Source organism: Paenibacillus rhizovicinus, from assembly GCF_010365285.1.
GTDB lineage: Bacteria > Bacillota > Bacilli > Paenibacillales > Paenibacillaceae > Paenibacillus_Z > Paenibacillus_Z rhizovicinus.
On record NZ_CP048286.1, the window covers coordinates 1,465,527 to 1,490,856 of the forward strand.

At 54.9% G+C, this 25,330-nt stretch carries 24 protein-coding genes; 8 read left to right on the plus strand and 16 right to left on the minus strand.

The window, feature by feature from the left end; all coding sequences use genetic code 11:
* The first annotated feature begins 159 nt into the window (after positions 1-159).
* Entirely contained in the window at positions 160-1,425 is a 1,266-nt protein-coding gene (locus GZH47_RS06830; RefSeq protein WP_162639404.1) for a putative glycoside hydrolase, read from the plus strand.
* Positions 1,426-1,551: 126 nt separating this feature from the next.
* On the opposite strand, the gene GZH47_RS06835 is transcribed toward GZH47_RS06830, so the two are convergent.
* The 7 genes from GZH47_RS06835 to GZH47_RS06865 all read right to left on the minus strand — a co-directional run bounded on the left by GZH47_RS06835 (position 1,552) and on the right by GZH47_RS06865 (position 6,275).
* Complete coding sequence (locus GZH47_RS06835) at positions 1,552-2,088, minus strand: NADPH-dependent FMN reductase (protein ID WP_318653416.1); 537 nt, start codon at positions 2,086-2,088, stop codon at positions 1,552-1,554.
* Positions 2,089-2,182: 94 nt separating this feature from the next.
* Positions 2,183-2,389 (minus strand): DUF3906 family protein, encoded by a 207-nt coding sequence (locus tag GZH47_RS06840; protein WP_162639405.1) that lies wholly within the window; start codon positions 2,387-2,389, stop codon positions 2,183-2,185.
* 165 nt (positions 2,390-2,554) lie between these two features.
* The gene (pfkA, locus tag GZH47_RS06845; RefSeq protein WP_162639406.1) at positions 2,555-3,523 is read right to left on the minus strand and encodes a 6-phosphofructokinase; all 969 of its coding nucleotides are present in this window, start codon (positions 3,521-3,523) and stop codon (positions 2,555-2,557) included.
* A 41-nt stretch (positions 3,524-3,564) separates the two neighbouring features.
* A complete protein-coding gene (locus tag GZH47_RS06850) occupies positions 3,565-4,650 on the minus strand; it encodes a tetraprenyl-beta-curcumene synthase family protein (protein WP_162639407.1) in 1,086 nt (361 codons plus the stop codon).
* A 33-nt stretch (positions 4,651-4,683) separates the two neighbouring features.
* Positions 4,684-4,998, minus strand: coding sequence for a hypothetical protein (locus tag GZH47_RS06855; protein ID WP_162639408.1), 315 nt, complete (start codon positions 4,996-4,998; stop codon positions 4,684-4,686).
* A 304-nt stretch (positions 4,999-5,302) separates the two neighbouring features.
* Positions 5,303-5,500, minus strand: coding sequence for a cold shock domain-containing protein (locus GZH47_RS06860; RefSeq protein WP_162639409.1), 198 nt, complete (start codon positions 5,498-5,500; stop codon positions 5,303-5,305).
* A 76-nt stretch (positions 5,501-5,576) separates the two neighbouring features.
* Entirely contained in the window at positions 5,577-6,275 is a 699-nt protein-coding gene (locus tag GZH47_RS06865; RefSeq protein WP_225446387.1) for a class I SAM-dependent methyltransferase, read from the minus strand.
* 190 nt (positions 6,276-6,465) lie between these two features.
* Between GZH47_RS06865 and GZH47_RS06870 the strand changes: the two genes are divergently transcribed.
* The 3 genes from GZH47_RS06870 to pepF all read left to right on the plus strand — a co-directional run bounded on the left by GZH47_RS06870 (position 6,466) and on the right by pepF (position 8,955).
* Positions 6,466-6,699, plus strand: a complete 234-nt coding sequence (locus tag GZH47_RS06870) for a hypothetical protein (protein WP_162639411.1) — start codon at positions 6,466-6,468, stop codon at positions 6,697-6,699.
* A 99-nt stretch (positions 6,700-6,798) separates the two neighbouring features.
* On the plus strand, positions 6,799-6,978 hold the full coding sequence (locus tag GZH47_RS06875) for a hypothetical protein (protein ID WP_162639412.1): 180 nt from the start codon (positions 6,799-6,801) through the stop codon (positions 6,976-6,978).
* A gap of 186 nt (positions 6,979-7,164) precedes the next feature.
* Complete coding sequence (gene pepF / locus GZH47_RS06880; protein WP_162645106.1) at positions 7,165-8,955, plus strand: oligoendopeptidase F; 1,791 nt, start codon at positions 7,165-7,167, stop codon at positions 8,953-8,955.
* 137 nt (positions 8,956-9,092) lie between these two features.
* On the opposite strand, the gene ssuE is transcribed toward pepF, so the two are convergent.
* From ssuE to GZH47_RS06910, 6 genes are all read right to left on the minus strand, one after another.
* Entirely contained in the window at positions 9,093-9,656 is a 564-nt protein-coding gene (gene ssuE / locus GZH47_RS06885) for an NADPH-dependent FMN reductase (RefSeq protein WP_162639413.1), read from the minus strand.
* A 202-nt stretch (positions 9,657-9,858) separates the two neighbouring features.
* The gene (locus tag GZH47_RS06890; protein ID WP_162639414.1) at positions 9,859-10,740 is read right to left on the minus strand and encodes an ABC transporter ATP-binding protein; all 882 of its coding nucleotides are present in this window, start codon (positions 10,738-10,740) and stop codon (positions 9,859-9,861) included.
* Between the two features lie 3 nt (positions 10,741-10,743).
* Complete coding sequence (locus GZH47_RS06895; RefSeq protein ID WP_162639415.1) at positions 10,744-13,614, minus strand: ABC transporter permease; 2,871 nt, start codon at positions 13,612-13,614, stop codon at positions 10,744-10,746.
* Between the two features lie 32 nt (positions 13,615-13,646).
* Positions 13,647-14,693, minus strand: coding sequence for an efflux RND transporter periplasmic adaptor subunit (locus tag GZH47_RS06900; RefSeq protein WP_162639416.1), 1,047 nt, complete (start codon positions 14,691-14,693; stop codon positions 13,647-13,649).
* Positions 14,671-15,360, minus strand: a complete 690-nt coding sequence (locus GZH47_RS06905; RefSeq protein ID WP_162645107.1) for an ABC transporter ATP-binding protein — start codon at positions 15,358-15,360, stop codon at positions 14,671-14,673. The genes GZH47_RS06900 and GZH47_RS06905 overlap by 23 nt, the downstream gene beginning before the upstream one ends.
* A gap of 601 nt (positions 15,361-15,961) precedes the next feature.
* Positions 15,962-16,774, minus strand: coding sequence for a DUF92 domain-containing protein (locus GZH47_RS06910; protein WP_162639417.1), 813 nt, complete (start codon positions 16,772-16,774; stop codon positions 15,962-15,964).
* A 162-nt stretch (positions 16,775-16,936) separates the two neighbouring features.
* Here GZH47_RS06910 and GZH47_RS06915 point away from each other — a divergent pair, with 162 nt between their 5' ends.
* Positions 16,937-18,100, plus strand: coding sequence for a GAF and HD-GYP domain-containing protein (locus GZH47_RS06915; RefSeq protein WP_162639418.1), 1,164 nt, complete (start codon positions 16,937-16,939; stop codon positions 18,098-18,100).
* Positions 18,101-18,247: 147 nt separating this feature from the next.
* Here the strand turns inward: GZH47_RS06915 and GZH47_RS06920 are convergent, their stop codons facing one another.
* From GZH47_RS06920 to GZH47_RS06930, 3 genes are read right to left on the minus strand one after another with little or no spacing between them, the layout of a single operon-like run.
* Positions 18,248-18,982 (minus strand): glycerophosphodiester phosphodiesterase, encoded by a 735-nt coding sequence (locus GZH47_RS06920; RefSeq protein WP_162639419.1) that lies wholly within the window; start codon positions 18,980-18,982, stop codon positions 18,248-18,250.
* A gap of 5 nt (positions 18,983-18,987) precedes the next feature.
* Positions 18,988-20,457, minus strand: coding sequence for a CapA family protein (locus tag GZH47_RS06925; protein WP_162639420.1), 1,470 nt, complete (start codon positions 20,455-20,457; stop codon positions 18,988-18,990).
* 42 nt (positions 20,458-20,499) lie between these two features.
* Positions 20,500-21,501: an MBL fold metallo-hydrolase gene (locus GZH47_RS06930; protein ID WP_225446388.1), complete on the minus strand. Its 1,002-nt coding sequence runs from the start codon at positions 21,499-21,501 to the stop codon at positions 20,500-20,502.
* Positions 21,502-21,700: 199 nt separating this feature from the next.
* Between GZH47_RS06930 and GZH47_RS06935 the strand changes: the two genes are divergently transcribed.
* The 3 genes from GZH47_RS06935 to GZH47_RS06945 are packed head-to-tail and all read left to right on the plus strand — an operon-like array spanning position 21,701 to position 25,253.
* Positions 21,701-23,029, plus strand: coding sequence for a spore germination protein (locus GZH47_RS06935; protein ID WP_162639421.1), 1,329 nt, complete (start codon positions 21,701-21,703; stop codon positions 23,027-23,029).
* A complete protein-coding gene (locus GZH47_RS06940) occupies positions 23,026-24,156 on the plus strand; it encodes a GerAB/ArcD/ProY family transporter (protein ID WP_162639422.1) in 1,131 nt (376 codons plus the stop codon). Before GZH47_RS06935 ends, GZH47_RS06940 begins: the two co-directional genes overlap by 4 nt.
* Positions 24,153-25,253 carry a Ger(x)C family spore germination protein gene (locus tag GZH47_RS06945; protein WP_162639423.1) on the plus strand — a complete coding sequence of 367 codons (1,101 nt, stop codon included), beginning with the start codon at positions 24,153-24,155 and terminating at the stop codon, positions 25,251-25,253. Before GZH47_RS06940 ends, GZH47_RS06945 begins: the two co-directional genes overlap by 4 nt.
* The last annotated feature ends 77 nt before the right edge of the window (positions 25,254-25,330 follow it).

Here is a 25,330-nt window from a genome sequence, read left to right on the forward strand (position 1 = left end):
TCGATGGAACGAGAACAACTTGTTGTTCTCGTTCTTTTTTTGTTTATATCTATATAAGGGGCGACCCAGCGATACGGCAAATTGCTCCGAAATACCTCTGTGCCTGCATCGGCGGCTGAATTATAATCGAAGTGACTTTGCATACGGGGAGAGGATGCAATGGATACGCTCATTTCCGCATTACTATTATTATTTCACGTTATGACAGGGTCCACCGCGGCCCAAGGGACGGAAACGGCATCGACGCAGCAGCTGCTCGCAACGCTTCTGACGGCCCCTGCCGCCAAGCTGCAGCCGAACGCGTTCGCTCAGTCTCCGGCGACTCCCGGACTCGGACAGATCGGCTCAACGCCATCCAATCCCGGCACCGGCGTTGTCGACGGAACTGAATCCGGCAGCACGGGCACGGATATCGTCAAGCGCGACCCGCAGCCGGAAGCCCCGAAGGTCAAAGGAATCTACGTCACGGCTTACAGTGCCGGAGGTTCGCGCATGGAAACGCTGCTCAAGCTGCTCGACGATACGGCATTGAACAGTATGGTCATCGACGTGAAGGATGATCTGGGGTACATAACTTTCCCGACGACGAACCCGGAGCTGCTCAAATACGGCAAACCGCAGAAATTCATCCGCGACATGCCCGCCATGATGGCGAAGCTGAAGAAGCATGACGTTTACCCGATCGCGCGGATCGTCGTCTTCAAGGATACGATGCTCGCCAAGAGCCATCCGGAGCTGTCGTTCCGGCGCAAGGACGGATCGGTCTGGGCGAACGGCAAAGGCGACAGCTTCGTGAACGCCTACCGCAAAGAAGTATGGGATTACAATATCGCGGTCGCCAAAGAAGCAGCCAAAATGGGCTTCAAAGAAATTCAGTTCGACTATGTGCGCTTTCCCGAGGGCTTCGAGAAGAAAGCCGACTCCCTCGTGTTCGACAAGACGAAGGATTCGCGCGTCGATACGATCGCGGCGTTCGTGAAGTATGCCAAGGCTCAGCTGGAGCCGCTCGGAGTCCGGGTTTCAGTCGATATTTTCGGCTATGCGGCCTCCGTTCCGGCGGCGGAAGGAATCGGGCAAGACTTCGTGAAAATCTCCAAGAACGTGGACGTCATCTCGCCGATGATCTATCCGAGCCACTACGGAACGGGCTGGTTCGACGTGAAGGATCCTGATACCGATCCGTACGCGACGATCAAAGGCGCCATGAAGGATACCCATAAGAAGCTCGATCCCATCGGCTCCTATAAGCCTGTCATCCGGCCGTGGATTCAAGATTTCACGGCAAGCTGGCTCGGGAAAGGCCATTATATTTCCTACGGCAAACCTCAAATCGAAGCGCAGATCAAAGCGCTGCATGAATCCGGCGTAGATGAATATTTATTGTGGAACGCCAATAACCGATATACGGCGGACGCGAGCTATTAAGAAGTTGAACAAACAGAAAAGCTCTGTGAAGCCGGAACGGAATTGTTTCTTCCGCATCCTTTTCACAGAGCTTTTTTTCGTGATTTGCGAACGTCCATAGTTCCCGAACGTTGTTCTTGCCGATCGTTATGCGCGAAGTTTCGCAGCAAACTGCAAGAAATAGGCAACCGTTCGTTGTACGCGATTCCGGACATCCTCGGATTCCGGAGATCCGTTCGGCAAGAATTGACGCTGCGAGCCGCCGATCGAGATCCACTCCGGGGAGTTGATGCCGTGCAGATTGCGCACGATCGCCTGCATTTGCTGCAGGGAGCTTACGCCTACTGCGCCTCCGGACGAGCAGACTGGCATGACCGCTTTGTCACCGAACTGACCTTTGCCCAAGTAGTCCAGCGCGTTCTTCAAGACGCCCGACAGGCTTCCGTGATACTCCGGCGTACTCAATACGACCGCGTCGGCATGAAATACGGCATCCAGCAGTTCCGAAGTGTTCGGATGCATTTCCTCGTCATCGTCGTCATAGAACGGGAGCGGCTTCTCGCGCAGATCGAACAGCGTCACTTCATGCCCTTCCTCCCGCATCACGTTCGCAATATACGCGGACAGCAGAGCGCTTGTAGATTCACGGCGGGTTGCGCCCGCGATAATGGTAATACGCATCATAAATCCCCCTCTTCAAAACGAAACATTTACATACATATTAGTATGCAAAGTATATTCAGTCAAGGGAAATACGACCTAATTAGTTAATGCTTGTCTACAGCTGATGCGGAATAAAATAACCGGAGCCGGAAGTCGTCCGTTTCTTCTCCACAATCGCCGCGGATTTGAGCACGGGCATCTTCACGTAATGGCGCTCCAATTGGCTGTCCACCGTTTCGAACGCTTTCTCGTCGGTCTCGGCAAGGACGATCAAATGTCCGGTTGCCTCTTCCATTTCGATTTCGATCTTGTACAAAAACATTGCAGCCGTCTCCTCTTCCAAATGTTGTTATCCGATTCGTCCGCTATCCTGAAAGAAGCATAAGCCGCCCCATCAGTATAAAGAAAGCCCTAAACGCAGCCGCCCTGGATAGTTGACCCAAATGGCGCTCGTTTAAGGCTCACCAGTCCTTATAAATAAGGCTTCTTATTGCGAAAGACGCAGCGCGAGGTTGTAAAGCTCCATGTTGAACGGCTTCTTCGTATTGACGACTGTATCGATATCCGTCACGGTCAATACGTTATTGATGATGCCGCATGCCTTGCCGGAATCGCCTTCCATCAGCTTGCGGACCGCGAAGTCGCCAAGCTGGCTTGCCAAGATCCGGTCGTTGTGCGTCGGGGAGCCGCCGCGCTGAATATGGCCAAGCACCGTTACGCGCGGTTCCATGCCGCAGCGCGTCATGATGCCGTTGCCGATTTCTTCTCCCGTGCCGGCGCCTTCGGCAACGACAATGATACTATGGCGTTTGCCGGATGCGAAGTTTTCTTTCATCCGGTTCGCAACCGCGTCCAGATCGAACGGCACTTCCGGCACGATGATCGTCTCGGCGCCGCTCGCCAATCCGGCGTACAAGGCGATGTCGCCGCAGTGGCGTCCCATGACCTCGACCACGGACGAACGTTCATGCGACGTCATCGTGTCGCGCAGCTTGTTGATCGCATCGACGACGATGCTTACTGCCGTATCGAAGCCGATCGTATAATCCGTGAACGGAATATCGTTATCGATCGTGCCCGGCAGGCCCATCGTTTTGATCCCGAGTTTGGACAGTTTATTCGCCCCTTGATAAGAGCCGTCTCCGCCAATGACGACAAGGCCGTCAATGCCGCGATCGCGCAGTACTTGCGCGCCTCTCTGCTGGCCTTCCGGCGTCAGGAACTCTTTGCAGCGCGCGGTTTGCAGAATCGTTCCGCCGCGTTGGATAATGTCGCCTACGCTTCTAAGATCCATTTTGCGCAAATCATCGTTAAGCAGACCTTGGTAACCGCGTTGAACGCCGTATACCTCAAGACCATGATACAGGGCGCTTCTTACTACGGCGCGCACCGCAGCGTTCATGCCCTGCGAATCTCCACCACTGGTAAGAACGGCAATCGATTTTACTTCTGACATTCTACTTCACTCCTCTATGTTATCTGTAAGCAAGCATTGATTCAGTTTGAAGATTGGCGTTTGCGAATAACGACGCTGTTTCCCCAGAAGAATAGGCGCGTTAATGGGCTTCTACGCATAAGCCGTTTGGAAACCAGCTTTACGTCCTTCTGTCCGCTGACCTTGGGATCGGATAAATAAAGCGCGATCAATCCTTCGATGACCATGCGATGAAACCTTGGCGCAGGCAGACTGTCGACGTCCTTGCGGGCCCATTCGACGATCGTACCGATCCGTTCGATAAGCAGACTCTGATTGCTATAATAATTACAGAAGTTCAAATCGCCGCCGATTCGATCTTCCTCCTGATCAATCAAATAATCGAGCAAAATATGAAGCCCGCACACATGCGGAAAATACGCATTGCGGACCCGCAGCGCATCCTCGGGCGTGCATAGCTCATCCGATGCGGTTAAGAAAAGCATGAACATGCCGAGCGTGGAGCCCGTTGCGGCCGCGAACTCGTTCCATTGGAGCTGAGGAACGGTATGGCGATGCTGCTCCCACCATGCCAGCAAAGCAGGCTCCCGCTTCTCCTTCACGATATGCTTGTACACTTGCAGATCGCCGTATAAGCCGACCAGTTCCGTAACGTACGACTGGACGAGCGCATAAGCGGGCAGCTGCTTCACGCAGGCTTGGCAGGTATGAACCAGTTCATGCAAATAACCACCGTCGTCCCGTTCCGCACGCAAAGCATAATAATCCTGAAGCGGAGCATCAGGGTTAACGGCATCCAGCATGGATTGGTGCAGCAGGCGAAAATCGCCGGGATCCAGCGACGTGCTTCGATCGCACAGATTGTCCAAGTAATCGCTGATCGTTTGCAAACAAACGATCAAGGGAACAAGGAGATGCCTGCGCTTTAAATTACCGGCTGCATAAATTCCGCCGCCTTCGCAGTGAAACTGTTTGCTTGTCATGCTGGCTAGCGCTTGCACGCGCAATTCATGATCCGGAATACGTTCGGCGATGACCCGTAAACGAGCCAGCTCCGCGCGCACTTCAGGCAACACGTATTTGTATACCCTATACATGAGGGTAACGGGTGTTTTGGGCAGTTGGCGGGCTTGTGCTGACTTGTTCATCAATGGGCGCCCTCCTTTGTTCCACTCCACTGATTAGGAATGGCGCTTGTTGTCGAGTTCTTGATTCATACGGTACCAGATATGCAAATCGTTAATCCGGCTGGCCAAATCCGCGATATCCGAATTAATGCAGCAGGAACGCTCGAAGTCTTCTTCTTCGAAGAGCTCCGCCTGCTTCACATTAATGACTCGTTCCAAAGCAATAACCCGGTCGGGAATCGTCCCGCGAATGTCTTCCCACTGCGTGACGATGAACGTCTGTTCCGCTTCATTGTATTGCTCCCACTCCTGATTAAGCGTCGGCAGCGAGATTCCAAGCCGGTCATCCCATGAAAAGTAATGGTTCACGTCTCAAAACCTCCGTCCTTTAATGTACCATTTCATAGAGTGTAAATCCAGCGCAAAAACTTGTTCCCTATATGCTATACCGGGGTTTCTATTCCCTTGGCCCATTCATCTCGATCTTCGCCAACCTCTTGTTCGGCACCGCCAGCAACAGCTTGATTCTGCCACGCGGGCCAATTCTCGTGCTTCTCGTTCTTCATAGTTCCCGACAACGAAAAAAAAACCGGCCAATAGGCCGGGATATCGATACGCAATGGTTCTGTTTCATTACTCCATTATAAGAAGCTTCCCTCGGGAAGCAAGGATCTTACAATTTGATAACGTTAGCGGCTTGTGGTCCGCGGTTGCCTTGCGTAATATCAAATTCAACGGATTGCCCTTCGTCCAAAGACTTGAAACCTTCGCCTTGGATCGCGGAATAATGAACGAACACGTCTTCGCCGTTCTCAACATGGATGAAGCCGTAGCCTTTCTCTGCGTTAAACCACTTCACTGTTCCTTTCAATGTGAAAACCTCCTAAAAATGAGCGCCGTTACCCGGCGGCTTCCTGCATTATATGCCCAGAGGGGGAATTGTGCAATTAAAGGTTGACAAATAGACCAAGCTCTGATCCAGGAATAAAAGGCAGCTTGGACGTAAAAAACCCCGGTGATCCGCCTGCCCCGCGAATGGCCTCCAGCAGCTCATCCATATGCGCATAAGGCGTCCATCTCAGCGACATGACGGGATAAATCCGTACGGTCCCGCCCGGTTTGCAAACCCGCATCATCTCCAGGATCGCGTCACGGTGGAACGAATAATCAAACTGATCCTCGTAAAGGAACAGGAAGTGGCTGCAAAGCACGATATCAAAAGAATCCGATTCCAACGGCAAATGCGGCAGGCTTGCGGCAGTATATCGCTTGGCGCGCTCCTCCGGCTGCCCGAAATGCGCCTCGAACCGCAGCAATGAAGCTTCCCGGTTCGCGCGGTGATTGTCCACGCTGCCGTAATAACTGAAATCGAACTTATCGGCCAGCTTCGCGATCTTCGCCGCCGACACGGCGATTTCCTCCGTCGCTTCCCTGATCAGCACCTCGTAATCAAGCGCATATCTAGGGTCCGCGGCATAAGCATCCAGCCCGCCAGCAACCGCATCGGCCGTAAAGGACGACGCGCCTCCGGCGATATCCAGAATGCGTCCCTCCAACCTCTGCTCTCGTAGATCGAACATACGAACGTACTCTTCAAAGCTGCGGCATGTGACGGCTACGCCGACTTGCTCATAATGTTGACTCATCCTCATCTCTCCTCATCTCGACTCTGCTCTACTCGTCTCAACTCATGCTCTTCCGCTTTCCGCCGAAGCCTAACTCAGCCTCCGATAAGTGCGGATGACATATTTTAACATGGGTTCCATTTGATTTCTACCCTGTTTATTGGCTATCATGGTAGGATACACAAGCTTTATTTTCGAAGGGATGGTCATTATGTTTAAAAAAGTTCAAATCTATAAAACCGACAAATACAACATGCTTAACGTAGAGGTCCAAGGCAAGACGCTGATCGTTCGCGAAATTTCCGATCAATGGGGCGAAGAATGCCATACGTTCGTCAGCCGTCAGGAAATGCTGCACTGGGCGGAGAATCGCTTCCGTCAAGCGGACTTCAAAGGCACCGAAGAAGAACGCGCCGCGATCATGGACAATTTCCGCGAGGTTTAACTGGAACGCCCTTCCATCAAGAAGGAAACCGGGACCTGTTTAGCGAACATAACCCTATGCAATCATGCATAGGTTGTGCGAAGGGGAGATCTAAGTCACGTGGATATAACATCGACGATTATTTTCATCATCGCGGCTTTTTCGCTGGGCGGCATCATTCTTATGCAGCGAAACAATATTCCCGCAAGCTTGCGCAGAGGGTTGGCCATCGCGGCCATCGTCTTCATCGCCTTTGCATTTTTCTTAATCGTTTACAGTTTGACGACGATGGGGTCATAACGAACGCGCGGCCGGGTCACACTAAGAGGCACATTCTGTCAAAGGAGCGTGACCTCCGGCATGAAATGGCTGCCGATCGTTCTCTCGTTCTCGCTGCTGCAAGGCAGCGCGGACGGCTTGCCCCCGCAAGCACCCCATGCCGCATCCACCGATTCACCATCTCAAACCGAGGCGAGGAGGGTTCCTATGAACCACGTACCGAAACGATCCGAGACCGCAACCGAACACCGCTGGAAGCTCGAGGACTTATTTGCGGATCAAGCCGCATGGGACAAGGAATACGCACAAGCGAAAGAGCAAATGAAAAGCGTCGAAGCCTACCAAGGCAAGCTGGCCGACCCGGCTCAACTGAAAGCCTGTTTCCAGCTCGAAGACGATCTGTCGCTTAAAGTCGAACGCCTCTATGTATATGCCAACATGAAGCATCACGAAGATACGGCAGAGCCGACGTTCCAGGCGCTCTCCGAGAAATCCAAGAAGCTGAGCGTCGAAACCGGCGAGGCGCTGTCTTTCATCACGCCGGAAGTGCTCGCTCTTCCCGATGATGCTTTGAAAGCGATGATCGAAAATTCGGACTTGGCGAAATACCGCCAAACGTTAGAAGAAATGCGCCGCCAGAAAGCGCATGTGCTCTCCAAATCGGAGGAAGCGCTGCTCGCGCAGGTCGGTAACGTCAGCCAAGCGCCAAGCACGATTTACAGCATGCTGAACAACGCCGATCTGAAGTTCCCGAAAGTGAAAGACGAGAACGGCGAAGAAGTCGAGCTGACCCAAGGCCGCTACATACAGTTCCTCGAAAGCAAAAACCGCGACGTGCGCGCAGGAGCCTTCAAGGCGATGTACGACACGTACGGCAAATTGAAAAACACGATCGCCGCCACGCTGAACGCGAACGTAACGAAGAACGTTTTCTACTCTCGCGCGCGCAAATATCCGTCGGTGCTCGAAATGTCGCTCTACGGGGACAACATTCCGAAGGAAGTGTACACGAACCTGATCGGAACGGTCCACAAGTCTATGCCGTTGATGTACCGCTATATGGAGCTGCGCAAGAAACTGCTGAAGGTCGACGAGCTGCACATGTACGACCTGTTCGCGCCGCTCGTGGATGAGTTCAAGATGGACATCACTTACGAGCAGGCCAAAGAAACGGTCAAAGCAAGCTTGAAGCCGCTCGGCGAAGATTATTTGAACGTGCTGCAAAGCGGCTTCGAAGACAGCTGGATCGACGTGTACGAGAATGAAGGCAAACGAAACGGCGCTTACAGCTGGGGTGCATACGGCACGCATCCATACGTCCTGCTGAACCACAAGGATAACTTGAACAGCATGTTCACGCTGACGCACGAGATGGGCCATGCGCTTCATTCCTACTACTCCGACGGCAACCAGGATTACCGCGACGCGCAATACACGATCTTCCTGGCTGAGGTCGCCTCGACGCTGAACGAAGCGCTTCTCATGGATTACATGCTGAAGAAGTCGACCGATCCGAAAGAGAAAATGTATCTGCTAACCTACTACGCCGATCAGTTCCGCACGACGGTATTCCGTCAAACGATGTTCGCGGAATTCGAGATGATCATTCATCAGCGCGCAGAGGATGGCGAGTCCTTAACGCCGCAGGATCTGAGCAAAATCTACTACGATCTCAACAAGCTCTACTATGGCGAAGGCATGGTCATCGACAAAGACATCGAAATGGAATGGGCGCGTATCCCGCATTTCTATACCAGCTTCTATGTCTTCAAATATGCGACTGGCTTCTCCGCGGCAACCAGCTTCTCCAAGCAAATCCTGGAGGAAGGCGCGCCGGCAGTGGAACGCTACCTCGGTTTCCTGAAGAGCGGCGGCAGCGACTATTCCATCAATATCTTGAAAAAGGCCGGCGTCGATATGTCTTCGCCGCAGCCGATCATCGATGCGATGAGCGTTTTCGAAAGCCTGATCGAGCAAATGGAGCAGCTGACCAAGTAATCGGCTGTCGACAAACCAAAAAGCAGCGGAATTCCGGAAGTCATCTTCCGGAACCGCTGCTTTTTTCAGTTTGCGTAGGTATTAGGCGTCGCAGCCGCGCAGGCGTCACGCAATGCTGTCGCTTGACTCGCTTTAAATTAATAGGCTGCCGTGGTTGTCGACGATTGTTTCAGCAGCAGCGTCGTCTCCACGAAGGAGGCAATTGCCGCATTCAAGCGCTGCGCCAACTCTTCTTCGATGATGAACGTGCCTTCGTCGGTTTTCAAAATCTGCGAATCCACCGCGTAGACGCCCGTCTCCACATGCTTCGCGTACAACGAAGACAGGAGCGGCTTCAAGGAGAAATCGATGGCGAGCAGATGAGCAATCGTTCCGCCGATGAAAAGAGGGAGAACGATCTTGCCGGCCAGCCCTTTCTGCGGCAGGAGATCCAGGAACGTCTTCAGTACGCCCGTGTAAGACGCTTTATAAACGGGACTTGCAATGATGACCGCGTCGGCTTCCGCTACGAGACGGCTTGCTTCAGCAATTGCCGGGCTGTCGAAACGGGCTTTGATCAAGTCTTCCGCAGGAAGCGACGCCACATGCAGTTCGACGATGTCCCAGTCGAGCGAGACTAGCTTCTCCTCGGCGTACTGCAGAATACCGTTCAGACGGGATACCGGATTCGGGCTTCCGTTAATGATGATCACTTTTGGCATATGGTTAGCTCCCCCTTATTCAACACTGGATAGGAATATTATACAACCATTATTCCTACCCGTAAACTATGAATTAATTAATTGATGCAAGCCTGCTGCTCGCATTCAGTATCGGTTGCCTATGCCGCTATGATTCTTATCATAAAAAAAAGACCGCGTTCATCACGAAGCGGTCTCGGTTTCATGCCGTGTCGAGCAGGATTTAGGCTTCCGGCGGATAAATGATGATCCGCCCGTCTTCTTTCTCCACGCGCACTTTGTTCTTCTCTTTAAACTCATCCGCCTGCAGGTAGGTAGACGGAATTTGCAGCCGTCCGGACTTATCGATGACGGCATATTCCACATGGCTTTCCTCCCCGGCGGCGACGTCGCCATTCTCCAAGGCGGCCAGTTCCTCTGCGTACGATTGGCGCCTGATAATCTCCGAGGAAGTCTTGCCGTCTCGGATCGCCACGACGCGGTCTACTTTACGAGCCAGCAGCGGATCATGCGTAACGATGACGATCGTAATGCCGATGCTGCGGTTCAGCTCGCGGAACAGATCCAGAATTTGATTCCCCATCCTCGTGTCCAGCGATCCCGTCGGTTCGTCCGCGAGCAGCAACTTCGGTTCGTTCGACAGCGCGATGGCGATTGCCACCCGCTGCTGCTCGCCGCCCGACAGCTCGCTGAGCCGATTCTTGATGCGATGGCTAAGGCCGACGGCATCCAGCAGCTCCAATGCCCGCATCCGTTTGTTGGTCCCTCTAAGCAAACCCGGAAGCTCCACGTTCTCGAGCGCCGTCAAGTACGGAATCAGGTTTCGCGCGTTGTTTTGCCATACGAAGCCTACGGTTTCCCGCTTATATTTCACGAGATCGCGCTCCGTAAATTTCAATAGATCTTTGTCGTCGACGATCAGCTTGCCGGCCGATGGGCGGTCAAGACCGCCCAGCATGTTCAGCAACGTCGATTTGCCGCTGCCGCTGTTGCCGATGATGGCCATCAGCTCGCCCGCTTCGACGTGCAGGTCCAGCCCTTGCAGCGCGACGACCTCCAGATCGTCGGTTTTATAGATTTTCACAAGTCCGTCGCAATGGATCATCGCTTATTCCTCCCCTAGCTTCAGCGCCTGCGTGATCTTCATGCGTGATACGCGGATACCCAGTACGGCCAGACCGACGATCAGCATAAAGCCGACGACGCTGTACAGCTGCACGTAATCGCTCAATTGACGAACGATCGAGAACGGCGGCACTTGGTCCGAAGCGTTGAATGACAGCTGGAACAGCGGTACGAACAATCGGCTAACGGTGTTTCCTATGAGTACACCGAATAGAATCGCCGCCGCCGAGGTCAGCAGCTGCTCGCTGAGCAGCATCCCGATGATTTGCCTGAACGAGATCCCCATCGCCCGCAGAATACCGAACTGCAGCGTTCTGCTGGACAAGGTGAGCACCCAGAACAACAGGAACCCGAAGAAGCTGATTAGCATGGAGATGACGAAGCCGAGCGTCATGACGCCATTAATGGCCAGTCGGAACGGGTCATTCTTGGAACGGATGAGCAGCTGGTTCGCATCGACGAGATTTTCGATCGGAATTTCTTTTTTGATCAGATCGTCGTAAATCACCTTGCTGCCCGCTCCGTCCTTGAGCTTAATCCATACTTCGTACGGCTCAAGCGCCAGATGGTTCTGGATATACGGCAGCTGGCCGACGATCAGATTCGGCAATCTGACATTCGGATCGTCTGCATCCCCCGACACCGGCAGCGGGCTCCAGCCCGGCCAGTAATCGACAATGCCGTATACGATGAAGTCAGCGCTGTCCAGTCCTTCCCACTTCGCGGAAATCGTATCGCCGGCCTTCACGCCGTACTGCTTCGCCATCGAACGCGATACGAGCACTGCCTTCGGATTCGAGGCAATCAGGTTCAAGTAGCTATTCAGCGGATATTGCAGCAGTCCGCCCCGCATCCAGGCGACTTTGCCGAAATCGTACGTGTCGATGCCGTACAAGGTAACGGCACCGTTCTGCCCGCCGGCCGTGAAGCTGGCGTTCGGCTTTCTGAACACGCGCGCGGCCGAATCGACGCCTGCCAGCTGGGTCATCGTAATAAACGACGGCTCCGTGTACGTGACGACCTTCGGTTTCTCAACGGTCGTATCGTCGCTGTCTCCGCCTTGCGGCGCACCCGGCGGCGGCGGAGGCGGCTTATCATTGTCCCAATGCACGGAAAGCTGAATGTCGGAGCCGGTCGTGTATTGAATCCGGTCCTCCATGTTCCCATTGATCGTTCGTGCGGCGTTCGCGCTGAACAACCCCGTCGCGATCGTCATGATCAGAAACACTTTGATCGTTAGATACTGCGTAGAGGAGCGGCTGATTTGCAGCAAGGTGGAATAGAGCGCAGGCGTCCACCATTTGCGGCCGATCCAAAAGATCAACTTAATGAACCACGGGTAAACCCGAAGAATGAACAGCCCCGCTCCGAGCGAGAATATCGCCGGCATGAAGAACATGAGCGGATCCACCTGGATCGATGTCGGATCGAGCGCAAGCTTCTTCAAGTCGGTGAGCTGATTGTTGAAACGCGTCAGCATATAAATCGAAATGCCGATCAAGATGAAGTCGGCGCCGATCTTATGCCAGAACGACAGCTTCGTCATCCGCGCCATTTGCTGCTTGTGCCCGACGATCGTCACCTTCGTAGCCAAGAAAGCCGGAATCAGAATAAGAATGATCGAGCCTGCTACCGCGGAAGTCGCGATCAGATAAGAAGTGCTGTTCAGGACGACTTCCAGCTTGGCGCGCTGCACGAATTCCAGGAATCCGCTCGATGCGCCGAGCAGCTTGGTGAAATAAACGCCGATGAACGGCCCGGCGGCAAGCGCCAGCAAACCGAGCAGCACGCTCTCGAACAGGAATACGGACATGATCTGCAACCGGCTCGCGCCGCGGCTGCGGAGCACCGAGATTTCCGTCTTCTGCCGGTCGATGATGAGATTGGCCGCCATGTAGAGATAGAACGCAAGCATGAACATAACCGGCGAATAAAGCGACCACAGCATAAGGTTCAGCTTGTCCTTCTTCTCCGAATACGTCGCGATCGGCGTCTTGGCCGGCATTTTGACATTACCGATACCTACGCGGGTGTTGAAATAGTTGGTCATCGCGTTGAATTCTTTCACGTAAGTATCGATTTTGTCGATATTCATTTGCGAATAATCCAGCGAATACTGCCACATCAGAACCGACAGCTTGAGCGGGCCTTCGTTGTCGACGAAATCATGATTGAATTGCTCGTAAGGGATGTAAAAGGACGCGTTGTTGGCTTCCACATTGAACTGATCGTAAGCGTTCGCTTGCTTGGATTCCACGATTCCGACCGGAATGATGCGAATCTTAGCGCCTTCCTTGGTCGTATAATCCAGCTCGCTGCCGAGGTCGCGTTTCAGATCGATGATGAACTTTTGCGTGACGGCAACCTCGTAAACGCCGTCGTTGCGCTTCGGATCCGGCAAGCGCCCGTCGATTACTTTCAGACGTTTATCGAAATCCGACACGGTACGGAAGCTGCCGGAAACGACGAGTTCGCGCTTCTCTTGAGCCGATGCATCGACAGGCAGCACCCTGAACGACTGCGTGCTGCGCGACATGATATAGGACTGCACGTCCAGGCCAAGCCTTTTCGGCGCGCCCGCCATGTAATTGTCAGCCTTCTGAATCAACGAATGCGTCGTTGCGAACGAACGTCCTCCCGACACGGAAGTCGTCGCTTGCAGCATGCCCGGGTACTCGTCGCTATCCTTTTGCAGCTGCTGCAGCTCTTTGAACAGCGTGCGCTGCAGTATGGCATGCGAGTAAAGCGGCATGGAACTGAACAACGCGACGCATATGGTAAGTCCCAGCCATAAATTAAGCTGAAGCCATCGGTTCTTCCCCATTTTCCGAAAAATCATCGTTATAATTGGCATCGTTTCACCTCTTCTCGCCTGATCCGCAGGGATTAGTTATTCAATATGACTTTCATGCCTTCATCTAATCCCTTCACGATCTCGACGTCCGTCTGCGTCATGATACCCGGCTCCACGTCGATTTCCTTGCGGCGGTCGCCGTCGGCCACTTGAACGTACGTGCGTCCTAAATACGTCCGCAGCCCGCTGCGCGGAATGACAACGACTCCGGTCTTCTTCTGCAATCCGATTTTGATCTGAACGGATTTGCCAAGCTCGATCTTGACGGACGGATCGGAGATGCCGACATACAGCAGCTTCGTATTGCGCTCATCCACTTCGGCATTGCCGGTAATCGGAGCATCCAGCGGTCCTTGCAGCACTTTGCCTGCGATTTTCTTGTCGTTCAAAGTAATTTCGACGGGCATCTCGCGTTCGATCGAAGAAATCAGCTTCGCGTCATCGGCCGCATAAACGAGGTACGTCTCTTTCGGATCAGCGATCGTTACGAGCGGCGTATACCCGTTGATGCTGTCGCCAGCCGCCTTCGTATCCAGATATGCGATCTCCCCGCTGATCGGGGCTACCAGCTTCGCGGAATCCAATTGCTGCTGCATGGAATCCATCGTAATCTGCTCGCGTTCCAAATCGATCTGCTTCAAGCGAAGCTCATTGCCCGTGATGCCGTCCCGTAAAGCACTATTCAAGGCGATTTGGGCGCGTTCGAGATTCAGCTTCTCCAGCTTGAGCCGCAGGTCCAAATCGCCTCTGTCGAGCTCGGCGATCAATTGACCTGCCTTCACTTCGTTTCCTTGCGACACATAAATCTCCTTCAATCTGCCGCTTTCTTTATAAAACACCGGCACCGTATGGCTGGAAGCGACAACTGCCGAGCCGGAGAAATAACGCTCGATCGTCCCTTTCTTCACATCGACGGCATCGACCTTCTCTGCTGCGGGTTTAATAAGCGGCGGCTGCAGCGTTGTTTCCTTCGTAGGAAGCAGGGAACAGCCCGAAAGCATGGTTGCGGCGACAATGGCTGAGGCAGCTCCGATCGCAAGCCTCCTGCGACGGCGGTTAGACGGTTGGTTCAACGGCAAGTTCTCCATCCTCCAATGCAATAACATGATCGACGATTTCCATAATACCGGGGTCATGCGTCGTCATAACGATTGTCATGCCCAAATTTTCAACGAGTTCGCGGAAAACTTTAATGACTTGCAAGCCCATGCGGCTGTCCAGCTCGGCCGTAGGCTCGTCCGCCAGCAAGAGGGCAGGCCGGTGCGCAATCGCTCTCGCGATCGCAACACGCTGCTGCTCGCCGCCCGACAGCTCCGGCGGACGGTGCTTCATCCGCCCTTTCATGCCCACCCACTCGAGCGCCTGCTCCGCCCGCTCCTTATGCAGGGCAGGGTCGCTGCCTGCGATGCGCAGGCCAAACTCTACATTCTCGTAAGCCGACATGAGGGGAATCAATCCGAACGCCTGGAACACGAGGCCCAGATTCGTTCTCCGCCATGTGCTCCGCTGCTTCTCCGGCAGATCCGAAATTACCCGTCCGTCATAAAAAACCTGTCCTTCCGTCGGCTGGTCGAGAGCCGCCAACAGATTGAGCAATGTTGTCTTCCCGGAGCCGGAACGCCCTTTGAGCGCGATCATGGTTCCTCGGCGAATACTGAGATCGATATTTTTGACAGCGGTTACAGCATTGTCGCCGCGACCAAACACTTTTTTCACCTTCACCGCTTGCAGCAAGACTTGCGCCATCGGCGTTTCCGCCGGAACGATTGTCACGTTCGGTCAATCCCCTTCCGCTGGCTATGAATTCGCTTACAAGATATTTAGAACAATATGTAAATTATTTCTATCAGAGTTAGGATACTAGGCGATCACCCCTGTGTCAACCTACATATATATGCATTTACATAGGTAAATGTAGGATGTTTGAGCGGAGGCGGACTTGTAGACCTGCGTTATTGGCGAATTTGACGGGTTAGGAGCGTTTTCGGTGAGGTTTGGGGGATTTTAGGGGGAGTGCGGTGTTGTTCTCGCGGGGTTGCGATTTGGTAGATTGTGAATGGGTTTGGTAGATTTGTGCGTCCTGGGGGACGGATGATGGGCTGTACTGAATGGATACAGCACCTTACCTTTGGTGCGTTTTCGCCGGGGGACGGATGATGTACTGTACGGGGTACAGTACATTTTTTTTGGGGGGGCGCCGGGGGACGGCTTTGGTGCTGTACGAGGTGAAGCGTTATGGTCTCGCCCGGCGGCGTGGGCTAGACTGCATTGGTCCGCCTTGGCGCCGGGCAGGCTTGCGGCCCGCATCGCTGGCCCGCCTTGGCGGCGGATCGCCCGGCCGCAGCGTTTAGCCGACGGCGCAGCCGATTCCCCACGCCAGCAAGCCGGCGACGGCCGAAGACGCGAAATTGACCGCGTCGTTCGTCATGACGGCGCAGCCGCGGATCCGCACGGCAGCGGCGCCGCAGTGTTCGGCGCGCTCCGTTTCGGTGCCGCATGCGCGGCAGCGATACATTGCCTGCACGGTCGCGCCGAGCAGCGAATCCGCGAAGGCTCCGGCCGTGCCGGCAACGGCCGCGGCGGCCAGCAGCGCGCCGGGCCCGGCGCCCGCAGGCGCGAGCACGGCGGCGACGGCGCCGATGAACGCGGCGCCTGCCAGCGCGGCGGCGCTGCCGAGCGCAGTGACGCCGCCGCTCGTGCCGGCCGTCACGGGCCGGCCGTTAAGAACCGAGCGAGGCGCCCGACGGCTTAGCGCACCGATCTCCGTAGCCCACGTATCCGCATTGACCGCACCCATGACGCCTGCGAAAGCATACATCCAGCCGGCTGCCGGCCATATGGCGTGAGCGAGGCAGAGCAGCAGCCCCAGTCCGCCGTTCGCCCACACTTGGAAGGCGTCGCGCCGGCCGCTCTTCGCATAATTCGCTTCGGCTGCTTTCTTCTTCGCATGCCGTTTCTTCCATTTGGACCACAAGGTCGACGACAGGAAGAAAGCCAGCAGCGCGCCGAACCATAGCGGTCCCCCTAACGCTACATACCCGGTCCCCATGACCGCCGCCGACCATGCGCCTGAACCCGACAGCGCACGCAGCCGGTAGGCAGACGCCGCGATGAGACCGCTGCCCAGCACCCCCGCTGCAGCCCTTATCCACCAATCCATACCCTTTCACCCGCCAATTTCGTTAAAATGTCCACCATTCATTGTCGAATTTTGTCTTGTAATTCCATTTCCCGGAAGGATAACGACTGTTCGCGTTGAACTATTAACTCGAATCGTATTGCGTCATGTGAATCAATCGAGCTAAGGAGTGTCGCCTGAATCATGTTAGAGCCCATCCCTATAAACGCAGACGAAGCTCCCGCCCCGCAAGAACGCACGCCGGAAGAGCTGCTTCGCATTATCTTTGATTATACGGCCAAAATCAGCGGCGAACGCAGCATCAAAAACGTCCTGCTGCTCATGGCCGATATGGGCCGCGAGATGATCCTGGCCGATCGCTGCACGGTCTGGCTGATCGACCATGCCAAACAGGAACTGTTCACGACGATCGCGCATGGCGTAAACGAGATTCGCGTTCCGCTCGGCACCGGTTTCGTCGGCCATTCGATCGAAACGGGAGAATGCCTCCTGATCGATGACGCCTACGCGGACATCCGCCATAACGTCGACAACGATCAACGGACCGGTTATCGGACGCAAGCGATCATTACCGTGCCTTTCGTCGGCAATAACGGCGTCATCCTCGGGGCATACCAGGCGATCAACAAGCTGACTCCGCAAGCCGTATTCTCGCGGCGGGACCTGGAACAGCTTAAGCTGGCCGCGGCCTATGCCGGCAAATCACTGGAGTCTGTCATCCTGCAGGAAGAAATCGAATCCACGCAGCGCGAAATCATTTTTACGATGGGTCAAATCGGAGAAGGCCGATCCAAGGAAACCGGGAACCATGTCAAGCGGGTCGCGGATTATTCCGCCATCCTCGCGCTAGGCCTCGGCTTATCCGCGCATGAAGCCGAACTGCTTCGCGTCGTATCCCCCATGCACGACATCGGCAAGGTAGCGATTCCGGATGCTATTCTGCTCAAGCAAGGCAAACTCACCTCCGAGGAATTCGACCAGATGAAGCAGCACACCGAGGTGGGCTACCAGCTGCTGAAATCCTCCGGGCGCGAGCTGTTGAAGACCGCCGCGATCGTCGCTCACCAGCATCACGAGAAGTGGGACGGAACCGGCTATCCGCAAGGATTGAAGGAAGAAGAAATCCATCTATACGGCCGGATCACCGCCGTCGCCGACGTATTCGATGCGCTCGGCAGCGATCGGGTGTACAAGAAGGCTTGGGAGCTGGAGCGGATCCTGCAACTGTTCCGCGAAGAAAGAGGCCGGCATTTCGATCCCCGCGTCGTCGACGTGTTCGTCGAGCAGCTGCCCGCGTTGTTGGAAATCCGGGAGCGCTACAAGGACGATGCCGACGAGACGCTTTAGCCGATATTTTCACCGCATGCGTCCGTGTACATAAATAACGAGACGCATAGCGCGGACAGCCCGCGCTATGCGCCTTTTTGCTTGTTTGCCGATTCTCAATTTCTCTTCATTCTCTTCTATATCCGCCCCGCTCATTCCATCCAGCGGCTATGCGCCGGCTTGCAGCACATTCTGGAACCGGTCCGGATAGTTCGTGCAGATCATGAGCGAACCGCCAAGCCGCGCCAGTCTTTTCATCATCGGCTCGTCATTGACTGTCCACGCCATCACTTCGATATTTGCTTGGTTCATGTCTTTCAGCAGCGTCTCCGAAACGCGAGAATAGCCGATCGATAAGAACGAAGCACCCATCCGTTTCAATTCTTCCGTAAGCGTCCACGGCAGCGCATCGATGATCAGTCCGGTCCGAACCTCCTGCGTCAATGCTCTCACCTGCCGGAGCGCTTCGCGGTCAAAGGAGGTGATGACCGAGTCATGCTGCAGCCCTTTCCGATACAGGAGCTCGACTACCTTGCGCTCCATGCCGGGATAACGGCCGCCGTACGTTTTCAGCTCGATATTAAGCCTGCAGCGGCCGATCGTCGCGTCCAAAACTTGCTCGAGCGTCGGAATCCCCTCGCCCGCGAAAGACTTGTCAAACCAGCTGCCCGCATCCATGCAGCCCAATTCCTCGGCCGTATAATCGTTCACTCTGCCAGACGTCCTGGCTGTACGTCTCAACGCGTCGTCATGAATGACGACAGGAATGCCGTCCTTGGACAGCTGTACATCAAGCTCGATCCATTGCACGAACGGAAACGACATCGCCTTTCGAAACGCAGCCATCGTATTCTCCGGCGCCAGGCCGGAAGCGCCGCGGTGGGCGACACATGGATTTAACAAATCTCTCACTCCTTCGATTGAAGTTGACCGCTCGAATCGACGGCGGCATGAATGGATAGGCTGGATAACCGTTTTAACAGCGCGGCAGCCTCATCGCCTTCCAGCGGAGCCGGCTGCGACTGTACGGCCCGCATCGGATGGAACTTAAGCGCGCATTTGCCCGAAGCATCGCACGCGGCATCCAGAACGCCCGTATCGGCCGTCCGTTTGTCCGGCATGCCGCTAAAGATGAAATTGCCGAGGCTGTACGCGATCCATTTTCCTTTGTAAGCCTCGAAGCCTTCCAGGATATGCGGGTGGCTGCCGACGACCAAGTCTGCCCCGGCATCGATATACGCATGTCCGAGGCGCTTCTGGTCGTCGTTAGGCATGTCCTGCAGCTCGGTTCCCCAATGCACCATGACGACGACGATGTCCGCTTCCGTCTTCGCTTTCTTGATGGCGGCGACGGCCCGCGTCGGATCGTAGGATTCCGCTAAACCGGGATGATCCTTATCCGCTTTCCAGGATCCGACGGGTACGACCCGCGTCAGCCCGATGTAGGCGATGCGGACGCCGTCCACTTCCTTGATGACCGGCTTGAACGCTTCGGTATCGTTAATGCCGGCGCCCATGTAGGGCAGCTTCGCTTTCTTTAAATAATCGATGGTATCTAGAAGTCCGACTTCGCCTTGGTCAAGCGTATGATTGTTCGCCAAGCTGACGACGTCGACCCCGGAATCGATCAGAGCGGGCAGCGCGTCGGGCGAGGATTTGTACACGTATTGCTTGTTCGGTGCCGGCGTTCCGCGCAGCGTAATCGGAGTTTCCAAATTCGCTGCGGTTACATCCGACAATTGCAAATACTGCTGCACCTTCGCGTACGGATAGTCGTAACCGTTCTTCAACAGGAGACGCTCGACCGAAGCAGCCAGCAAAATATCGCCGGTAAACGATAGATTGACCTCGCGTTCACCCGAACCGACCGCCCCTAAGCCGGCCGCTCCGTCGGCAGCACCATCCGCATCCGTCCCTTCGGAAGCGCCGTTCCCGTTCGCTTCCACGGTACCGTTCCCGTCCGTTCCGCCGGCAGCTCCCTGGTTGGCTTCCGAGTTCGTGCTTCCGGCTGCGTCAGGCGCTTGATCGGGATTGCTTCCGCTCTTTCCGTCGTTTTGACCGGATTCACCTTGATTGCCAGCAGGCGCATTCGTTCCCCCTTGTGCCTGCTCCCCCGGGTCCGGGCTGCCGTTTCCGGCATTGGAAGCTGGCGGTTCATGCGAGTTCTGGTCTCCAGCTCCCTCTTGCGCCGGCGGCTTGTTTCCATTCGATGAGGCATCCAGCTTGCCTCCTCCGCCATCTTGACGCTGCACGACGTATACAACGACCAGAATAGCGATGACGACAAGCATCGCGAGATTAACGACAAGCAGCCTTCGTAGCCGCCTGGATCGCTTCAGTTTGTTGCGTTGATGGGATTCAGAGCGTGACATGACCATTATCTGCGGGCTCCTTTTTCCGGGAAATCTTGCGAAATCCCTTTATGCAACGTATGTGATTCCATCCTCCTGCAGCCGTCTTGCAAGGAGGCCTTTATGCTCCAAATCATAAATGTGAGCCAGCGTTTCCGACATCGCAAACCGCATATGATGCGCATCGCCCGCAATGCGTTCGCCGAACAGCCGCATGCATACAGAGTAGGCCGAACCGGGCGATTCGCGCAGCATCAAGACGATGCTCTCCAGTCTGCGTTCATGATGGGCCGCCAGCTCCGCCGCCCGTTCCCCGAAACGTTCGAAAGGCTCCCGATGCCCTGGAAAAGCCAGTTCGACCTCATAGCACGCTAATTCCCGCAGGCTGAGCAGAAACCGTTTCAGCTGCCTGTCGTCTTCGCCGGGAACGGCGCTGATATTCGGCGTGATCGTCGGCAGCACTTGGTCGCCGCAGATCATCCAGCGCTTATCGGGCGCATAGAAGCATAATTGGCCGCCGGCATGCCCCGGCGCATCGATTAATTGCCAGTCCGTCTCCGCCATGCGGACGGTTTGCCCCGCTTCGATAAACTGCACCTGCGGCTGCGGCGATACTTTCGCGATGAAGCTGTCCAGATGCGGACCTAACGCGGCGACGACTTGGGACGGCATGCCGTGCTGCGTATAGAGCGCAGTCAAATCCGCCGCGAACGCGGCGCCTCCATCGTCTCCCCACAGACGCTGCGTATAGGCGTACGATTCCGCCGAGATGTAGACGGGAGCGCCGCTTCTCTCTTGAAACCATCCGGCAAGTCCGTAATGGTCGGGATGCTGATGCGTCAGCATGATCGTATGGATGTCCTGAAATCCGATCGCATGCTCGTCCATAACGCCTTTCCAGGCCGCGACCGCTTCATCCGTATGCAAGCCGGGATCGATGAGGACGTATCCCCGTTCGTCCCGCAGCAAGTAGCTGTTCACCCATTTCAACGAGAACGGCAACGGCACTCTTACTTGTAATATACCGCCGGGCCACGCAGTCGCAGCCGGTCTTCCTGCAATACCGCTCAATCGATTACCTCCCGATTCATAGCTCGTCATGACGAAATTGCCATATCTTGCTTCAATTGTACCGTACGCCCGCAAATCTGGCAAAATGCCGAGCGAGGCATATTTTTCTAGTCGGACAACCATACTATACCATGCTGCCAACCGTTTCCAATCAGCAGCTCGAACGCTCTTCGTGAATTCGTGAAAGGAAGTGACTGCCTTGCTGAACCGGATTAAGACGGTATTTGCCGAAGCGCGGGACTTAACCATGAGCCGCCTGCAGAACGATACGCTCATTATCGAAGTGGCCTATCTTGCCTCCCTATGCGACGAGAGCAAAGTCGGCGACTTTATCAACGCTCCGTTCTCGAAGCAGGAAGTTCCTTTCGCGGACCTCGTGAAACGCAACCCGTCCTTCATCAGGCTCGACGATCCGGCCAAATGGGCGGAGACGATGCTCCACGGATTCGCGCTCTTGCAGTTGAACGGCCTCGTCTACAAGCTCGACGTCGCGCGCATCATCCGCAACGAGAACCCGCAGACGCTGGTGGAAACCGTCATTATGGGCCCTCAGATCGCGCTGAGCGAAGACTTGATCGACTCCATTAACATTATCCGCAGCCGTTATCCGAGCGAGGAGCTGGCCATCGAGGAACGGACCGTCGGTGTCATTTCCAAAACACGCATGACGCTGTTGTTCGATAAGCACCGGGTCGACGCTACCGTGCTTGACCACATCCGGGCCAAGCTGGAGCACCTGTCGGATCCCACCTATACGGCTACCGGCGAATTGGTCCGCTCGTTAGGCGACCGTTACCGCTTGTTCCCGTCCATGATGATGACGGAAAGGCCGGACCGGGTTTGCACCGCGATCGAAGACGGCAAAGTGATTTTGCTGCTGCAAGGCTCGATGTTCGCGATTATCCTGCCGGCCACTTTCTTCGATTTCCTGCACGCGGTGGACGATGAATACGATTCCTACTGGATGACGCGCATCATGATCGTACTGCGTTATATGGCCGTCGTATTGACGATTACGCTTCCGGCGTTATATATCGCCATCATGTCTTACAATCCGGAATTGTTCCGCGTGCAGCTGACACTCTCGATCGCCGGCAGTCGCACCGCGGTTCCCTATCCTTCATTCGTCGAGGTATTCATTATGCTGTTCATGATCGAATCGCTCATCGAGGCCAGCGTCCGCCTGCCCAAATATATCGGCTCCACGGCTACGACGGTCGGCGGTTTGATCTTGGGCCAAGCGGCGCAGCAAGCCGGACTTGTCAGCAGCATCATGATTATCGTCACGTCGGTCGTGGCGATCTCCAATTTCGTCATTCCGGTCAACAATATGTCAACGGCCGTTCGGTTCCTCAAGTATCCGCTGCTCGTGCCCGCGATTTTCTTCGGCATATCCGGGGTTACGCTGGGGCTCGTTTGCTACCTCATTTATTTGGCCGACCTGCGAAGCTTCGGGAAACCGTATTTCCGTCTTTTCGGCAAACAGCGTTCGCTTTCAACCGACATTGGGCAGGTGAGCCAGGAATGAACCGTTATTTCTATTACAACGTTCTTCTTCTCGGCCTGATCAACTTGGCGCTGTTCGTCCCGCATACCCTGATCCAATACCGGTATACCGGCGCCCTCATGTCGATGGCATGCGCCGCGGTGTCAGGCACCGTGCTCGCGATCCTGTTTACGCATGTCATGAAAACTTTTCCCGGAAAGGGCATACCCGAGATTCTCTCCTTGTACATTCCGAAATACGCGAGCATTCCGTTCCTGCTCGTCTGGGCACTCACGTGGTTATCGGCATCTTCGCTGTCGTTGAATACGTTTTCCGTGTTGATCAATCGCTTCTTCAACCCCGACACGAGCTCGATGATCGTGCTAATCGTCATGTGCCTGACCTGCATGTACGGGGCGACGCGATCTTTGCTGACGATCATATTCGTCCTTGAAATCGGATTGATCTTCAGCGCGCCGATCATCTTATTCGTCTTCTTCAAGGCGATCCATAACAAAAACATGGAATGGGATGCCATAAGGACGGTCATCCAGTATTGGAAACAGATGCCGCGGATCAAGCCGTTCGCCGCAGCCTCTTTCGCGTTCACGGGCTACATCAATTTCTTCATGATGAACAGGCTGCTCTCGCCGAATTTCCGCCTTCGGTTCCGCTGGCTGATCCCGGTTATCTGCAGCCTGGCGCTGCTGATTTCGTTCTTCGTGCCGATCGGCATTCACGGAACGGAAGAATCGGCCAATTACCTCTATATTTGGAGCGTCACGTCGGACACGCTGATCATGACTTACGGATTCATCGAGCGGGTTATTTTCGTCTTCCTGCTCATGTACTTGGTGATGACACTCATTTTCGCGTCAATCGGCTGGCTGATGGCGATGGAGATGGTCAAGAGCTGCCTGCCGAAAGCCAAACCCGACATCGATCCATCCCGCACGCCGCGTTCGAACTGGATCATCGTCAGCTTCTTCGCAGCAATGACGGTGGCCTACGCCAACTGGATCAGCGAGAAGGAGAATTTCGAAATCACCACCTACTGGATCGTCATACGGTCCGGCGTGGAAATCTTCTCCGTCCTCTTCTTGTTCGTACTGAGTCTGTTCGCGCCGAAGGCCGGAAAGCCGAAGGCCGGAAAGAAGCTGGAACAATGAAAGCGCTGCGGTTCGCTTTGCTCGCTGTGTCGCTGCTGTTGATTCCGATCGCAACAGGTGCCTGCGGATTCAAGGATATCGATAAACGGTTCTTCGTCGTCTCCATGGGGATCGATCCCGCCGATAAAGGAGCGAAGGGGTTCAAAATAACGCTGCGCCTCGCCGTGCCGTCCCCGAAGAACGAACCGGGCTCGAGCATGAGCAAAATCGTCTCCATCCAAGCGGAATCGATTGCCGAAGGCGTTCGGCTGCTGAAGGCCCATGTGGATAAAGAGCTGGATTTCGGACACTGCAAACTGTTTCTGCTCGGCAAGGGAATCGTCGAAAAGGATTATAAACCTACGCTTAACTGGCTCTCCCGACGGCGGGATGTCCAAAGTATCGCTTTCATGGCCGTTGGCCAGCCGGACGCCCAATCGATCCTCCAGATCGAACCGACGACCGAGCGCTATCCCGGCAACACGCTCTTCCTGATGTTCGGGAACGATGCCACGCAGTCTTCTTACTTGAGCTCTGTCTTTCTGTTCGATTTCATCCGCCGGTTCGAGGAGAAGGGCATCAATCCGGTCCTTCCCGTTATTAGGGGCGAGAAGAACGGATATGCAATTACCCAGCTCGGGCTTTTCGACGACACGAAGCTCTTGGTCACGTTGAATCCGGGCGAAACGGAAACCTTCAATCAGATTAAGAACCAGAATAGAAAGTCGACGGTATCAATGAAGATGAACGGCATCCCGCTGGTCATTAACGTCGACCACATCGACTCGCATTTCAAGCTTTCCAAAGTGAATAATGAGTACGTGCTCAAGCAGACGCTCAAAGTGAGCGGTCTCTTCGAAGAGGCGCCGCTCGGCATCTATAATGAAGATTGGAAGAAGCTGGAGGCCCTGTTCAACAAGCAGATCAGCGGGGAAATCGAGAAGCTGCTCAAGAAATTCCAGCAGGCGGGCGTCGATCCGATGGGCTTCGGCTTGCGTTACCGGGCAACGCATGCGGGCAGCCCGCAAACGTATAAGGATTGGCTCAAAATTTATCCGAACCTGAAATTCGACGTCAAGGTCCAGACGAAGATCGACGGGGTTGGACTCGTCAAATAGAACGCGCACGGCGTGGAACGTCTATCGCCATTGTTCTAACGAAGCGGTGCGTATCATTCCGGATATAGAAAAAAGGC